Origin of the sequence: Escherichia sp. E4702 (assembly GCF_963883545.1) — a bacterium.
In the GTDB taxonomy this organism is placed as follows: Bacteria; Pseudomonadota; Gammaproteobacteria; order Enterobacterales; family Enterobacteriaceae; genus Escherichia.
The window spans coordinates 204,351-219,627 of sequence record NZ_CAWORF010000029.1 but is presented as its reverse complement, the minus strand read 5'-3'; the positions used below and the strand labels follow the sequence as shown (position 1 = coordinate 219,627).

Genomic DNA, 15,277 nt, shown 5'->3' with positions numbered 1-15,277 from the left:
GCATGGTCAATCTTTGTCGACCTTTCAGCCAGCTCACCAGCTCATCGTGCCCTTTAGTGGTGTTAGCGAATTTTTGGTGCGATGACGACCATCAGGACGCAACACATCGACATCCAGTTTCTCTTTAGCGGTGTCGATACCGATATAATGAAGTTCATGTTCCATAGTGAAACCAACCTTGCAAATACGGATTACCGGGAAAACCGGTCCATGATACTGTCCGGTTTATCACTTTGGGAGAAAGGCAGCCCGCTGCATAAATCTACAACACAGGTTAGAACCCAAGGCCGGATACGGCATGCGGACTGCAGGCAGAGAAAACTGGCCAATTTTCTCTGCACAGGAGGGATAATACAAGGTCGGATAAGGCGTTTACGCCGCATCCGACATCAATGCCTGATGCGACGCTGCCGCGTCTTATCAGGCCTACGCCAGACAGCGCAATAGCCTGATTTAGCGTGATTTTGTAGGTCGGATAAGGCGTTTACGCCGCATCCGACATCAATGCCTGATGCGACGCTTGCCGCGTCTTATCAGGGCTACCTTAACCATTGGTTAATTTTTCAAACTCTTCACACCCGGTATCAAACCCTTCCATACAGCTCAGGTTCAACCAGTGCAGTGCCTTCTGTTTGTTCTTCTCGATAAAACCTTCTTCACCGTTTAAGAACATCATTCCTGCCCAGTACTCGGAATAACCGGTACGGGAAATCGCAGAGCTACGCTTGAAATACCAGGTCGCTTTCTCATCATCGGCCTTAATGCCTATGCCGTTGGCGTAAATCAAACCAAGCAGCATCTGGGCATCGACGGCGGAGTCGTTCTCCAGATCTTCCGAGGCGTTTTCTAACAGCGAAATCGCCTTCGGATAATCCGGTTTACCTGCCTGAGTATTCACCAGAATATGTGCCAACGTCACTTCACCTTCTTTACTGCCCGCTTGCGCTGCTTTTTCGGCGAGAATTTTTGCTTGTGGATAGTCCAGACTGACCGGATTGGTGATTTTAATCTGCGCCAGCAGCGCGCAGGCATCGGCATCACCACTGTCGGCGGCTTTCTGTGCCCAATATTCGGCTTTGCTCAAATCGCCGGAGCTAAACCAGCTGTCGGCAAGAAAATATTGTGCGCGTCTGTCTCCGGCCTCTGCCGCCTTTACATACTGGCTGCCAGGCTCGGAGTCATTCGCGTGGGCAAAGAATGTCAAAAACAACATCAATGCGATAATTTTTTTCATTTTGATAATACGATTGGGTAGGGTGTATCCAGTATAAAGAGTTCGAATGGATAAAAAAACAGCCTCCCAGAGGAGGCTGTAGAAGGGACTTATTTACGCCAGTGCCGCTTCGCGCAGGCGAGTTTTCAACTTGTTGTACTCGTCAATTACGTACTGCTCGGCGGCGCGCTGATCGGCGATCGGCTCGACGCGCACGGCGCAGTATTTGTACTCCGGCGTTTTGGTAATCGGGCTTAAGTTTTCGGTAACCAGCTCGTTACAGGCGCCAATCCACCACTGGTAGGTCATGTAAATCGCCCCTTTGTTAGGACGATCGCTGACCTGCGCACGGGTGATAATTTTGCCTTTACGCGAGTGCACCCAAACCAATGCCTCATCTTCAATACCCAGACGTTTGGCGTCTTCGGTATTGATTTGTGCGTAGCCAGGTTCATCAGCCAGCGCCGCCAGTGCCGCACAGTTACCGGTCATCGAACGGCAAGAGTAGTGGCCAACTTCACGCACCGTTGACAGTACCATCGGGTACTCGTCGGTGAGTTTGTCGATTGGCGCTACCCAGTCGCAGGTGAAGAACTGCGCCAGACCGTTCGGGGTATCAAACTTCTCTTTAAACAGATAAGAAGTCCCCTGATCGGCATCTGACGTATCGCGGCAAGGCCACTGAATGAAGCCCAGTTCGCCCATTTTCTCGTAAGTCGCACCGTAGAAATCCGGGCACAGATGACGCAACTCGTCCCAGATCTCCTGGGTGTTGTTGTAGTGCATCGGATAACCCATACGGGTGGCGATTTCACTGATAATCTGCCAGTCCGTTTTCAGATCCCACTTCGGTTCAACCGCCTTGAAGAAACGCTGGAAGCCACGGTCAGCCGCAGTATAGACACCTTCATGCTCGCCCCACGACGTTGACGGTAAAATGACATCCGCCGCCGACGCGGTTTTGGTCATAAAGATGTCCTGAACGATGACCAGTTCCAGATCTTCAAAGGCTTTACGGACTGCCGACAGTTCCGCATCCGTTTGCAGCGGATCTTCGCCCATAATGTACGCGGCACGCACTTCGCCATGCGCTGCGCGGTGCGGCAGCTCGCTGATGCGATAGCCGGTATGAGCAGGCAGGCTTTCTACGCCCCAGGCTTTGGCGAATTTCTCGCGGTTAGCCGGATCTTTCACGTACTGGTATCCCGGATACGTATCCGGCAGCGCGCCCATATCACAGGCGCCCTGCACGTTGTTCTGACCACGAACCGGGTTAACGCCCGCATGCGGCTTACCGAGGTTACCGGTCAGCATCGCGAGGCTGGTCAGAGAACGCACGGTTTCCACGCCCTGATAGAACTGGGTCACACCCATGCCCCACAGAATAGATGCGCTTTCCGCCTGGGCATACATCCGCGCCGCCTGACGAATCTCACTGGCGCTAACGCCGGTGATATCTTCAACCGACTCCGGCGTGTAGCCTTCAACGATTTTACGATACTCTTCAAAGCCTTCTGTACGAGAAGCGACGAACGCTTTGTCGTACAGATTTTCTTCAATAATGACATGGCCCATTGCATTCAACAGCGCGATGTTCGAGCCGTTTTTCAGTGCGATGTGCATGTCAGCAATGCGCGCGGTTTCAATTTTGCGCGGATCGCAGACGATAATTTTCGCCCCGTTACGTTTAGCGTTAATCACGTGATTCGCCACGATAGGGTGGGAATCCGCCGGGTTGTACCCGAAAACGAACACTAAATCGGTATTATCAATTTCGTTAATGGCATTGCTCATTGCGCCGTTACCGACCGATTGGTGCAGACCTGCAACCGATGGGCCGTGTCAGACGCGAGCGCAGCAGTCAACGTTATTGGTACCAATAACGGCGCGCGCAAATTTTTGCATTACATAGTTGGTTTCGTTACCCGTACCACGCGAGGAGCCTGTCGTCTGGATGGCATCCGGACCGTACTTCTCTTTGATGGCGCTCAGGCGCTCGGCAACGTAATTCAGTGCCTCATCCCAGGAAACAGGTTCGAGTTTGCCGCCACGCTGGCGACGGATCATGGGGGTTTTCAGGCGCGGGGTCAGGATCTGGGTATCGTTAATAAAATCCCAGCCATAATAACCCTTCAGACACAGAGTACCCTGGTTGGTTTTCCCCTGCGCTGCCTCCGCCCGGACGATTTTGCCGTTATCGACGACCAGGTTGATTTTGCAACCTGATGCGCAATAGGGGCAAACCGTGACGACTTTTTTCATCAGTCTCGCTCCAGTTAATCAAATCACGCATACGCGCTCTCGACCACAGTATGCATCTTTTATGCCACATTTTATTTGAGGCTATTCCCTGATATTACGGGCACTATTTATTCAAAACTCTGACGAAAAACAGGCTGTCGTCAGTTTTGACGTGACGAAACGAAATACCGCGTGACAGCCATCACGCGGCAGACATTTTATTTTTTCTCAACGACGGGAGCCGCCTGATACCCGCCGCCCAGCGATTTCATCAACTGAATACTTTGAATCACCCGGCGGCTGTCCAGCATCAGTAATGACATCTCTTCGGAAAGCACCGGCAACTGAGCTTCGGTGGCCAGTAAGCGGCTGGTTAGACCGCGTTGGTAGGCGGCGTCGGCGGCACGCTGGGTGAAGCGGGTTGCTTCTACGCGTTCTGCCTGCATCTCCCGCTCGTCGTTGAGCGTTTGCAGACGTGTGCCATTGACTGCAACGTCGCGCACCGCGTTCAGTACTGACTGGTTGTAACGTTCAATCATCATGTTGCTGGCGGCGCGAGTGCCTTCGAGATTGGCATTCAACCGTCCACCGTCAAACAGCGGCAATTTCAGACCCGGTATGAAGTTGAACTGGCGACTGGTTTTTTTGAATAAGGTATCCAGGTGGATGGAGTCCAGACCGAAAAACGCTTTGATATCAAAGCTCGGGTAGAACAACGCCCGCGCGGAATCTACCTGATCTAATGACGCCTGAACATACCAGCGCATGGCTTGCAGATCCGGGCGTCTGGCGAGCAACTCATAAGAGAGCGTCGCCGGAATGCCGGTCTGTACTTGCGGTAATGCCACCGGCTTGATCTCCGGCATATCGCTGGCTCCCGCGCCAATCAATGCACGCAGAGATTCTCGCGTTTCGGTGATTTGCCCTTTGACGGCAGCAATTTGTTTATCGACGGCCAGAATCTGCGCCCGCGCGCCGTGGAAAGGCACTTGCGCTTCCAGACCGTGCGCCACTTTACTCTGGTGCGCTTTCACCGCGTAATCAATCACATCGCGAGTTTGTTCTAACAGATCAAGCATCTGATAGCTGGCCTGCATACTGTAATAAAGCTGCGCTACGCCCGTGGTCAGCGATAGCTCTACTGCTGCGGTTTCTGCCAGCGCGGCATTATGCGCGCCAATAGCGGCGGCAACCGCCGAGCGATGTACACCCCACAAATCGAGATCCAGTCCGGCAAACAAACCTACTGTGGCTTCCGTATAGTACGGCCCGTCCATACCCAGTGCTGGCGCATCCATCGCATAAGGGCTTAAAAAACCGTTCGCCGAGACACGTTGGCGGTTGAGCATCCCTAACGCCGCCACCTGCAATTGTGAACCGGCATCTAACAGGTCGGCCTGCGATTGCGCTTTTTCTTCCCGTAGTTTCGCTTCAGCAAGCGTGTGTGAACCTTGCAGTGTGCGCTGGATCAGGGCATCCAGTTGCGGATCGTTAAATTGTTTCCACCACTGCGCCTGCGGCCAGCCGGAACTGGCCAGATGAATATCATCGGCAAGTTTGATTTGTTCCGGTTTGAGCTGTTGATGAGGCGCAGAATCCTTACGAACCAGGGCACAGCCGGAAATCAGCGTCGTGCTGCCGAGAATGCTGCACAACAGCAGGCGTGAAAGTTGACGATTGATCATTGCGTGGCTCCTTGTGCCTGTTCCGTGGCGGGCGTTAATGCCGGGGCTGTCCAGTCTGGCAAGCGGGCGAAAAGCTGGCAGACGTGTTGCTCCTGTTTTAATAAGGTCGGCAGGATGGCCTGCGAGGCGGGTGTTTCTTCAAGCGTTATTTGAGGAGAACGGCTGAGTGCGGTTGCCAGACCGGCGGCGTATTTCTCCAGTGCGTCGGCAAACTGGCCAGCTCTATCCGGCTGTAGTGCGTTATCCAGCGCCTGCGCCGAGTTCCAGGTTGCATCCCAGGCGTGAAGAATGTCGCGTCCCTGACGAATAACCGTTTGCGAACGTTCAATCAGTAATGCGCGTTCTTCGCTGTCCAGTTGACGTTCCAGCGCTACGCGTTGGCACATCTCTTCACCGGCATTAAACGCCGCATGCAGACCTATGCGAATTTGCAGATAAGAGCGCAGAGCCGTGGCTTCCTGCTGGCGTGGGATCCGCATTACTTTACTTAACATACCCAGCGCGCCAGCCAGTTTTTGCGGCAGTGTGCGCGCTTCACTTTCAGGCCAGACAAAGGTGTAAATCACCGCGGACACCACGGTACCAATGATGATACCCAGGGCGCGATCGCGAATTTCCACCAGGTCGTACACCGGGCCAAAAACGTTTTCGAGCGTGGCGAGCGCGAAGGTGACCACCATCTGTGTGCCGATATAAGAAGAACGTTCAGAGCTGGTGGCAATCCATGCGCCCAACAGGAAAATCGGTGCCAGCACAAACAGCAATTCGACAATATTGTCCAGCCAGGGCATGACCAGTAGCGTGAATAACAGCGCCAGAATCGCGCCGCAAAAAGCCCCGCCAAAACGCAGCACCATCTTCTGGTACGACGAACCGACGTTCGGGTTAGCGACGATCACGCAGGTCAGCATACAGGTGTGAATGCCTTCCCAGTCCACGCCGCTGTAGAAGGTGTAACAGATCAAACAGGCGAGCAGCGTTTTTACCGCGTAGCGAATATAGTCTGGATTGGTAAAAGCATCGGCGACCATTGACGGCGGTTTGGCTGCGGGCGTTGGCGGCGTATTCGGGTCCATCTGACCCAGTTGCAACAACGTCTGGCAGATATTCTCCAGGTTACATTCCCGTGCTGCCATCGCTTCACTTTCACTGATCCGCCAGTCGCTTTGCCAGCACTGACCTTTGGCAATGGCATGTTGCAGTTTGTTGATTTCTGAGGCTAATTTTTGCCGAAATTCAATGATTGCCTGAGAATCAGCAAAAGAGGTGGGATCGTAGCGATTCAGCGTCGAGTAAATGTAGGTTACCGTTGCCACGCAGCTTTGCCACCATGCGCTCTGGGTTCGCCAGTTGGCATCGTCCGCGAGACAAAAGACATTGAGTTTTTGCAGCGCCAGCGCCTCTCTTTCAATCCGCGTTTCGGGTAGCGGTGCGAGGCTGTCCGTCAGGTGACTAATGGCATCATCAAGCCGATCATTAAGCGCCTGATGCATTTGCGTAATGGCACGACTGGGAAACCACAGCACGCCGATTAACGTCATCAGCAAGGTTGGGTAGAGGCCGACAACAATACACCACAGCGTTAAGCGCACGACCACTTCCGGATAGTCGAGCATAGCGGGGAAGGTTTGCCCGTAAATAGCGACAATGGCAACGGCGAAAAAGACCAGCCCCAGCCGATGGGTGCGCATCAAAAACATGCAGCCCATCAGGATTGGTCCGGCAATGATCAATCGGATCAACGGTTCGCCGTATGACCATTTGTAGATCAAAAACAGGCTGGCGATCTCCAGCACCGTGGCGACCACAAATAAGATCGCCACAAATTTGGTGTAAAACGCGTTCGACTGAATACCGTAAAACAGCACTGCCAGCGATAACGCCACAAAAGGGATCTCAAAGGTCATCGAGATCAGAATCACCAGCAGGCAGCCTACCCAGAGTTGCACGGTTTGCGGCACGCGGCCTGGTCGCCGCTCGCTTAACTCTTCATGAAAGAACGCCAGCAGCCTGACCACCGGTAATGGCAGGGAGTTGAGCGCGCTCATTATTGCGGCTCAAGATTAGCGACTGCCGAAGCGCCGATGCGGAACATTTCCGGATCAGGTTTATCAACCATGATTTTGACCGGAAAACGCTGGGCGACGCGGACCCAGTTAATAGAGCGAGAAACTTTCGGCAGGCCGCCCAGCACCAGGCCGCCGTCATCCGGTAGCACGCCGTAGCCAATCGAATCCACTTTACCCTCGAAGGTTTTGCCGCTGTCGCTCATCAGGCGAATCGTTGCGGGTGTACCTGAGCGAATATTTTTCAGATCGGTTTCGCGGAAGTTGGCGATCACGTACCAGTGACGAGTGTCGATGAGGGTGAAAATAGGGCGCATGGCAGAAGCAAATTGCCCAACCGAGGTTTTGAGGGAAATGACCCGGCCATCAAACGGCGCGCGGACGGTCGCCATTTCCAGATGCAGTTTGGTCAGCGCGATATCCGCTTCGACCGCCGCACGTTGCGCCACCAGCGCATCGACGCCGCTGACGGCGCTGGCGGCTGACTGCGCCTGTAACAATACGGCATTAAGATCCGCTTCTGCGGCGCGCTGCGCCGTTCTTGCACGGTCAACGTCTTCCGCTGAGACAAAACCTTCTTTCAGTAATGGCTCGGTGCGGCGTAATGTATCGCTGGCCTGTTTTGCCGCGGCACGGGCTTTTTCTACCGTGGCATTAACCGAGTCGGCACCAAACTGTTGCGCGTCAACGCTACGCTGGGTGAGCATAATTTGCTTATCCAGCGCTGCGAGGGAGGCTTCGGCTTTCGCCAGATTGGCCTCGTACGGGCGCGGGTCGATGCGGAACAGCAAATCGCCCTGTTTCACCGCCTGGTTGTCGGTGACCGCCAGTTCTACAATGCGACCGCTGACTTCCGGCACCACATCAATGGTATCTGCTGACGCGTAAGCGTCATTAGTTGATGGCGCACTGTCTACGCGCCAGATAACGAAAACAAGGGCAACCAGCGCCAACGCAACCACTAACAGAGCAGGGAATTTACTGCGAGGAGCTTTTTTCGGCGTACTTTCCATGAGCGCGTCTCAAATAGATTAGAAAAATGCCAGCCAGAACAGCATGGCGTAGAGAGCAAAAAGGGCGGTATAAATAATTCCGACAAATGCCAGATTGATATTTGCCCGCTGAATAATTCGCCTCGTGATGAGCGTCAAAATAAGGCTGGCAATGGCGCAGAAAAACCAGCTGGGATAATAAGCGCCGATCACCGGGATTGCCGGAGATAATGAACATCCCGAAACCATGAAGACGGGAATTATCCAGGCCGTTTTTTTGAGTTGCATCGCCATGCGAGAGAGAACTGTTGGCATATTAAATACATCCTGTCTGCTGCGAACAATATCTGTAGTGAATATCAATATCCATTGAAGGCGTCAGTATGGCTATTTTCTCGATGAATAAAAATAGCTTTATTCAGCCACCGCATTCATAACTTATATATTTTATTTATTAATTGGCTGTATATATTTTTAAAATAAATGCTTTTGGGGGCTTCAGCGCCCCCAAAAGCGAGTGGCATTAATTTGGAGTTACGATATTCACCCACAAATCGAAATTATCCAGACAGGCAATAATTTCTTCCAGTTTCGCGCCATTGCCAATAATTTTGGCTTTCTTCGCTTTTACCAGATCCGCCATTTTGGCTTGTCCGGTCAGCACGGCGTGCAGATCTTCACGGCTGATGTAGAAAGAGGCGTTGGCTTGCGGTTGCAGTGTTTTACGGTAGTTAAGCACGCTATCGTTCAGCGTCAGGTTGAGGTTATCGCCGTTGCTCATATTGAAGTTCAGGCTGATATTTTTACCCGCGGCTTTCGCGCTATCGAGGCGAACGGACATAAAGTCGAACAGCATTTCGACCGACATCCCGCGAATGGTGTCCGGGGAACCGGTGGTGCCGTGGCTGAACTTATGCACCCCTTCGCGCAGCTCTTTCGCGCCGGTCAGGTAGAAACCGCGCCATGTGGCGGACTCGGCCTGATAGCCCAGCTGTTCAAAGTTATTCGCTTGCAGATTCTTCGCGACCTGGTCACCCGGGTTGGCGGCAATCACCTGTTTCAGCAACTCTGCGGACCAGCGATAATCACCTTGCTTGTTCGCTTCTTTCGCCAGGTTGATGACACGGGCAGAACCGCCCAGCGCCTGCACATAACGTTTACCCATCTCCACCTGACCATACGGATGCAGGTTAGCCGGGTTACCGTCGTAATAGCCAAGATAGAAGTTATACACCGCGCGGGCGTTGTGGCTGACAGAACCGTAATAACCGCGGCTGGCCCAGTTATTGGCAAGCGCAGGCGGCAGCTTAATCATGTCGCCAATTTCGTTCATGGTGTAGCCCTGGTTTGCCAGGTGCAGGGTCTGGTCGTGAATGTACTTGATAGTATCGCGATATTTACCAATATAATCATTGATATGCTTATTGCCCCAGACCGGCCAGGTGTGCGGCATAAACAGTACTTCCGCGTCGTTACCCCACATATCCAGCGTTTCGTTCAGGTACTCGGTCCACTTGCTGGTATCGCGGGTTTTCGCGCCGCGCAGAGTGTAGAAGTTGTGCAGGGTATGCGTGGCGTTCTCGGCGGTACACAGGGCTTTCAGGGCCGGAATATAGAAGTGCATTTCGGCTGGTGCTTCGCTACCCGGGGTCATCAGGAAGTCAAACTCCAGGCCGTCGATAATCATCTTCTCGCCAGTTCTGACGATAGTTTTAGTCGGTGCAATAATGCTCGGGTCGCCCGTTGCCAGCGTCACACCGAGGCCGTTGCCCACGTTGCCTTGCGCGTTGTGCGGCAGTAACAGACCGTAAGAGTAGAGCGCACGGCGGCTCATGATGTTACCCGCCAGCACGTTTTCGCTGATGGCTTCGTCCATAAAGCCAGCCGGGGCAATCACCTGAACTTTGCCGGATTTCACATCAGCTTCAGAGATAATGCCTTTCACGCCGCCATAGTGGTCGGTGTGGCTGTGAGTGTAGATAACGGCAACAATCGGTTTTTGCGGACGATGCTGGAAGTAAAGGTCAAGTGCGGCTTTTGCGGCAGGCGGCGTTACCAGCGGGTCGATAACAATAATGCCTTTCTCACCCTCAACGAACGTAATGTTAGAGATATCCTGGCCGCGCACCTGATACATTTTATCGGTGACTTTGAACAGGCCAGAAATACCGTTGATTTGCGACTGACGCCACAGGCTGGGGTTTACGGTTTCCGGCGCAGCGGCATTAATATCAAATTTGTAATCGTCCGCGCGGTAGTAAACTTTACCGTTCGCATCACGCAGAATACCTTCATCCAGCAGCGGAGCGATAAATCCACGCTGGGCATCGTCAAAATCCTGACGATCGCTAAACGGTAATGATTTAGCGTAATTCTGATTAACCTGCTGGGTATATTGAGTGGCGCCTTTCGCTTCATCTGTTGCGTAAGCGGTATTTACTATCATGCCGCTGACGGCGGTTAACGCAATAACAATCCTGCTCAAACGGAATAACCGAGAGTTATTCATATAAATCTCCATTTATCATTTATGTCGTAAATATGTAATCCATGCAAAATACGTCATTTAAAGCTGGCGTTATCATAATTGGGAAACGACGAATTGAATAAGCAGAAGTGTGAACAGAATCGGCCATTTTATTAGGCATTTGTGCTGAAGAGGGAAAATTACGGCATATTTATTATTGTCATCAATAATGTGACCTGACTTATGTTTTTATTATATATATTGCTTTTCTCTTTCACTTCGGCAAGAAGTCCGCACAATGATTAATCATGTGAATAATTCGGAGTATAACCATGAAACCTGTTGTGCTGGTGGTGGATGATGACACGGCTATCTGCGCACTGTTGCAGGACGTGTTAAGTGAACATGTCTTTACGGTTTCAGTCTGCCATACCGGACAGGAGGCAATATCACGTGTTGAGGGCGATCCTGATATCGCGCTGGTGGTGCTGGATATGATGCTACCCGATACCAACGGCCTGAGGGTATTGCAACAATTACAGAAAATGCGTCCTGCACTGCCGGTGGTGATGCTGACCGGCCTGGGCAGTGAGTCTGATGTGGTGGTCGGGCTGGAAATGGGCGCAGATGATTACATCTGCAAGCCGTTTACCCCACGGGTAGTGGTCGCGCGACTAAAAGCGGTGCTACGGCGCGTTGGCGCGCTGGTGGTCAATGAGGAGAAAAACGCCGGGCTGTCATTTAATGGCTGGTATCTCGATACCACGCGCTGCCAGTTGCACAATCCGCTACAACAACATGTCGAGCTGACCCAGGGCGAATATGGCTTGTTACTGGCCCTGGCGCAAAACGCTCGTCGGGTGTTAAGCCGCGAGCAGTTGCTGGAGTTCACCCACCGCGACAGCGTGGAGGTGTTTGATCGCACCATCGACGTATTAATCATGCGCTTACGACGCAAAATCGAACTAAACCCGCATCAGCCGATGTTGATTAAAACTCTGCGCGGTCTGGGGTATGTCTTCGCTGCCGACGTGCACTAATCCGACATTTCTGTTTGCAGTTCTTCCAGCGTTTTTGCCCCGTCGATAGCATTGGCGCATAACAGGCTTGCCCGCGCGCAGGCGTGTGCCAGTTTTATGCTCTCGGTAAGCGTCCAGCGTTCATGGCAGCCATATAAAAATCCGGCACAAAATGCATCGCCCGCGCCGACGCTGCCGATAATTTCCCGTTGTTCTAACTTTTGCGAAGGGATCCACACGCCGCCATGTTCCGGTGTCTCTCCCCAGGCACCTTCCGGACAGTGGATCACCACTCGCTGGCGTACGCCCGCATCTAACAGTTCACGCGCGGCGGCAGCAATATGCACGATATGCGGTTCGCCGTTAGGTAAGCGAATTTCCAGCCCGCTAAACTCCCCGGCCTCCAGTTCGTTAATTACCAGATAATCCAGATGGCGCAATGCGGGCAGCACCATCGGCTGATAACGCGGATCGCCCTTGCGGGAGACAAGGTCGAGCGAGGTTTCAAAGCCATTATCACGCATTTGCGCCAGCAGGCGCGCGCTACGGGTGCCGTAAACATCGTCCGGCATATCCAGGCTATCGAGCAACAGTAAATAGCCGAGATGGAAAATCTTCATGCTGTTATCGAGCTGATCGAACGCCGGAAGATCAAGCAGTCGGTTAGCGCCCGGCGAATGGAAAAACGTCCGCTGCCCGCTTCGGTCGGTCATCACCTGCGACATCGACGTCGGGGCAAAGGTGGTGCGCTGCACATGCTGGCGATTGACGTGATATTGTTCAAGCATCGCCATGATGTAATCGCCGTCGCTGTCCTGACCGATTAGCCCGACCGCCTGTAACGGCAGCCCGGTGCGCATTTTCGCCAGCGTCAGCAGGACGTTAAGCGGCGCGCCTCCGGTAGAGCGTTCGCTGTGGGTGATCTCCGCCAGCCAGCCGCGCTCTGGCCACTGGATAATCTGATGGACGTGGTCAACCAGCATATTGCCTGCGGCGATAATCCCTTTACGTTCCATCATGCTTGCCCCGCACTGCCGAAAATACGCATCTGTTGTGCAACCGTATCGCTGATGGCGGTTTCCACTGCCAGCAGTAACTCGGCGAACTCGTCATACATCGGCTGACGGCGCGCCATTCGGGCCTCAACGGCTGCCAGCGCCGCTTGCGACATACCCGTGTAGAAATTGATTTTGTGGATACCCAGTTCTATGGCGCGACGGAAATCGGCATCGCTAATCCCTGAGCCGCCGTGTAACACCAGCGGGATAGCCGCCTGCTGGCGGATAGCGTCGAGGCGCGGGAAGTCGAGTTTCGGTTCGCCGCGATATTTGCCGTGTGCATTGCCAATCGCCACGGCCAGCGCGTCAATGCCGGTACGGTCGACAAAATCACGCGCCAGTTGCGGATCGGTAAACAGAGATTCATCGGCATGACCGTAAAGCGCACCGCCTTCGTCGCCACCTACCGCCCCCAGTTCAGCTTCTACCGATACGCCAACGGCATGGCACATTTTCACCACTTCCCGCGTCTGGCGGACATTTTCTTCATACTCCAGCGTGGAGCCGTCAAACATTACCGAGCTGAATCCCAGCCGCAACGCTTGCACCACCGATTCAAAATGCAGCCCGTGATCGAGATTTAACACCACCGGAATGGCATGGCGCGCCGCTTCAAATTTCACGGCTTCGACCAGGGAATCCAGCGAGATATATTTAAAATGTACTTCGGCAATGTTGATAATAAACGGCGAACGTTCTTGTCTGGCCGCAGCAAACAGGGCGCGTAAAAAGTGCGAGTCCAGCACATTAAACGCACCTAACGCATAGTGATGTTCGCGGGCATGAGCCAGCCCTTCAGCGAGAGAAATCAACGGCATAACGTTCTCCTTATTCAGCGGAACTGGCGGTATTCGTTACACAACACCAACTGGGCCGGTTCGTCTTCGTCAATCAGGTTGTAGCGGTCCAGCGGCTGTAAAAAGTGGTTATCGTGGTCGTCGTCATTAACAGAAGAGACTTCGCCAACCAGCACATCGCCAAAACCGGCTTCTGCCCAAAAGCTGTGATAAAGGCCAGGCGGCAGGCAGATACTTTCGCCGGGAGACAGGCGCAACTGACTGCCTGCGGTATGTTTCTGGCGGCAGCCGTCGATCACCACCGTAACGTCGCTATCAACCGTTTGCTCGTTGCTATCGGCATTCCATAGTTCAACAATCAAATTGCCGCCGCCGCGATTGATAATGTCCTCACGCTTACGCCAGTGAAAATGCATTGGCGTTACCTGCGCATCGCGCACATGCATGATCTTCTCGGCGTAACATTTCGCATACGGCATTCCTTTTGGCGAACCGTTACGCAGGGTAAACAGCGTCAGTCCCTGTGCAGCAAAGTCGTGGCCACCAAAAGCGGTAACATCCCAGCCGAGTTTGAGAGCAAAAACTTCCTCCCACGCGGTGGTGTCGAGTTGTTGCCATTGGGCAGGCGTGAAACTGGCAAAGGGCGGAAGATGCACGTCATGTTGCGAAAAGAATTGCCGTGTATGGACGAGAATGTCGTTTATAGCGGAGCGTTTCATCGAAAGCGTTCTCCTTAGCGGTGGCCGGGCAGCTGCGCCGCCCGGCGTGTGGACTTATTTCACCGTCCAGCCTTTGTAATTGCCGACGTTGTTTTTGTCGATCATCGTCACCGGGATCAGCACCGGCTCTTTCGGCGCGGGTTTGCCCTGCAAAATGTCGTAGCCAATTTCTACCGCTTTCGCTGCCATCACCTGGGGATCTTGCGCAGGGGTGGCGACAAACAACGAGTTCTCACGTTTCAGCGCCTCTTCGGCGTCCGGGCTTCCGTCAACGCCGACAATAAAGAACTCGCTACGTTGTGCCTGTTTGGCTGCCAGATCGGCACCGATCGCGGTGGGATCGTTAATCGCAAATACACCGTCGATCTTCGGATTTGCCGCCAGCAGCCCGGTCATCACCTCCAGCCCGCCTTCACGACTGCCTTTGGCGTTCTGGTTGTCAGAGAGCACCTTGATGTCAGGATGGCGTTTAAATTCAGTCTGGCAGCCTTCAACGCGGTTTTGTACGGCGGACACCGGAGGCCCATTGATGATCACCACATTGCCTTTGCCTTTCAGGCGATCGGTGATGTATTTACAGGCCATTTCGCCCGCCTGGGTGTTATCAGAAGTGATGGTCGCATCGGCGCCTTCTGCCGCCACGTCAACCGCGACGACCACGATCCCGGCGTCTTTTGCCCGTTTCACCGCCGGGCCGATCCCTTTTGAATCGGCAGCGTTAAGGATGATCATATCGACGTTAGCGGCGATAAAGTTGTCTATTTGCGACACCTGCTGGCCCAGATCGTAGCCGCTGGACACCAGCGTCACTTTGACGTTATCGCCCGCCAGTTTGCGCGCTTCCAGCTCCGCACCTTTGGTGATCTGCACGAAGAATGGGTTTGCCAGATCGCCTACCGTCACGCCTATCGATTTCAATTCTTTCGCCTGGGCGAAGGGGGCCGCGGCCAGCAGCGCGCCTGCACAGAGCGCGGTCACTAAGGGCTTCAATCTCATGCTGTATTCCTCATGTGTAGGGTA

Annotated in this window: 12 protein-coding genes and 1 pseudogene; 1 reads left to right on the top strand and 12 read right to left on the bottom strand. The window is 53.5% G+C overall.

Annotation, left to right across the window (positions count from 1 at the left end):
* The 8 genes and pseudogenes from AACU94_RS19180 to yjcS all read right to left on the bottom strand — a co-directional run.
* Positions 1–165, bottom strand: a pseudogene (locus AACU94_RS19180) (IS110 family transposase); the annotation flags it as partial.
* Positions 166–544: 379 nt separating this feature from the next.
* Positions 545–1,234 carry a Sel1 family TPR-like repeat protein YjcO gene (gene yjcO / locus AACU94_RS19175; RefSeq protein ID WP_064525643.1) on the bottom strand — a complete coding sequence of 230 codons (690 nt, stop codon included), beginning with the start codon at positions 1,232–1,234 and terminating at the stop codon, positions 545–547.
* A gap of 93 nt (positions 1,235–1,327) precedes the next feature.
* Positions 1,328–3,475 carry a formate dehydrogenase subunit alpha gene (fdhF, locus tag AACU94_RS19170; RefSeq protein WP_077629246.1) on the bottom strand — a complete coding sequence of 716 codons (2,148 nt, stop codon included), beginning with the start codon at positions 3,473–3,475 and terminating at the stop codon, positions 1,328–1,330.
* Positions 3,476–3,672: 197 nt separating this feature from the next.
* Positions 3,673–5,139, bottom strand: coding sequence for a multidrug efflux transporter outer membrane subunit MdtP (gene mdtP, locus AACU94_RS19165; protein WP_135490075.1), 1,467 nt, complete (start codon positions 5,137–5,139; stop codon positions 3,673–3,675).
* Entirely contained in the window at positions 5,136–7,187 is a 2,052-nt protein-coding gene (gene mdtO / locus AACU94_RS19160; protein WP_135490074.1) for a multidrug efflux transporter permease subunit MdtO, read from the bottom strand. Before mdtO ends, mdtP begins: the two co-directional genes overlap by 4 nt.
* A complete protein-coding gene (mdtN, locus tag AACU94_RS19155; protein WP_000446360.1) occupies positions 7,187–8,218 on the bottom strand; it encodes a multidrug efflux transporter periplasmic adaptor subunit MdtN in 1,032 nt (343 codons plus the stop codon). The genes mdtO and mdtN overlap by 1 nt, the downstream gene beginning before the upstream one ends.
* Before the next feature lie 18 nt (positions 8,219–8,236).
* Positions 8,237–8,512: a YtcA family lipoprotein gene (locus AACU94_RS19150; RefSeq protein WP_001305715.1), complete on the bottom strand. Its 276-nt coding sequence runs from the start codon at positions 8,510–8,512 to the stop codon at positions 8,237–8,239.
* A gap of 208 nt (positions 8,513–8,720) precedes the next feature.
* Positions 8,721–10,706 (bottom strand): alkyl sulfatase YjcS, encoded by a 1,986-nt coding sequence (gene yjcS, locus AACU94_RS19145; protein ID WP_135490073.1) that lies wholly within the window; start codon positions 10,704–10,706, stop codon positions 8,721–8,723.
* Positions 10,707–10,996: 290 nt separating this feature from the next.
* Here yjcS and AACU94_RS19140 point away from each other — a divergent pair, with 290 nt between their 5' ends.
* Positions 10,997–11,704, top strand: coding sequence for a response regulator transcription factor (locus AACU94_RS19140; RefSeq protein WP_135490072.1), 708 nt, complete (start codon positions 10,997–10,999; stop codon positions 11,702–11,704).
* Here the strand turns inward: AACU94_RS19140 and AACU94_RS19135 are convergent.
* From AACU94_RS19135 to AACU94_RS19120, 4 genes are read right to left on the bottom strand one after another with little or no spacing between them, the layout of a single operon-like run.
* A complete protein-coding gene (locus tag AACU94_RS19135; protein WP_135490071.1) occupies positions 11,701–12,702 on the bottom strand; it encodes a carbohydrate kinase family protein in 1,002 nt (333 codons plus the stop codon). The two genes, AACU94_RS19140 and AACU94_RS19135, sit on opposite strands and share 4 nt — an antisense overlap.
* Positions 12,699–13,559, bottom strand: a complete 861-nt coding sequence (locus tag AACU94_RS19130) for a ketose 1,6-bisphosphate aldolase (RefSeq protein WP_135490070.1) — start codon at positions 13,557–13,559, stop codon at positions 12,699–12,701. The genes AACU94_RS19135 and AACU94_RS19130 overlap by 4 nt, the downstream gene beginning before the upstream one ends.
* Before the next feature lie 14 nt (positions 13,560–13,573).
* Positions 13,574–14,257 carry a D-lyxose/D-mannose isomerase gene (locus AACU94_RS19125; protein ID WP_135490069.1) on the bottom strand — a complete coding sequence of 228 codons (684 nt, stop codon included), beginning with the start codon at positions 14,255–14,257 and terminating at the stop codon, positions 13,574–13,576.
* A 54-nt stretch (positions 14,258–14,311) separates the two neighbouring features.
* The gene (locus AACU94_RS19120; protein ID WP_130205867.1) at positions 14,312–15,253 is read right to left on the bottom strand and encodes an ABC transporter substrate-binding protein; all 942 of its coding nucleotides are present in this window, start codon (positions 15,251–15,253) and stop codon (positions 14,312–14,314) included.
* Positions 15,254–15,277: the final 24 nt, after the last annotated feature.

Bases quoted from the DNA above. Each gene is read 5' to 3' on its own strand.
- mdtP (WP_135490075.1), bottom strand. From the start codon at position 5,139: ATGATCAATCGTCAACTTTCACGCCTGCTGTTGTGCAGCATTCTCGGC.
- AACU94_RS19130 (WP_135490070.1), bottom strand. From the start codon at position 13,559: ATGCCGTTGATTTCTCTCGCTGAAGGGCTGGCTCATGCCCGCGAACAT.
- mdtN (WP_000446360.1), bottom strand. From the start codon at position 8,218: ATGGAAAGTACGCCGAAAAAAGCTCCTCGCAGTAAATTCCCTGCTCTG.
- AACU94_RS19120 (WP_130205867.1), bottom strand. From the start codon at position 15,253: ATGAGATTGAAGCCCTTAGTGACCGCGCTCTGTGCAGGCGCGCTGCTG.
- yjcS (WP_135490073.1), bottom strand. From the start codon at position 10,706: ATGAATAACTCTCGGTTATTCCGTTTGAGCAGGATTGTTATTGCGTTA.
- yjcO (WP_064525643.1), bottom strand. From the start codon at position 1,234: ATGAAAAAAATTATCGCATTGATGTTGTTTTTGACATTCTTTGCCCAC.
- AACU94_RS19150 (WP_001305715.1), bottom strand. From the start codon at position 8,512: ATGCCAACAGTTCTCTCTCGCATGGCGATGCAACTCAAAAAAACGGCC.
- AACU94_RS19140 (WP_135490072.1), top strand. From the start codon at position 10,997: ATGAAACCTGTTGTGCTGGTGGTGGATGATGACACGGCTATCTGCGCA.
- mdtO (WP_135490074.1), bottom strand. From the start codon at position 7,187: ATGAGCGCGCTCAACTCCCTGCCATTACCGGTGGTCAGGCTGCTGGCG.
- AACU94_RS19135 (WP_135490071.1), bottom strand. From the start codon at position 12,702: ATGATGGAACGTAAAGGGATTATCGCCGCAGGCAATATGCTGGTTGAC.
- AACU94_RS19125 (WP_135490069.1), bottom strand. From the start codon at position 14,257: ATGAAACGCTCCGCTATAAACGACATTCTCGTCCATACACGGCAATTC.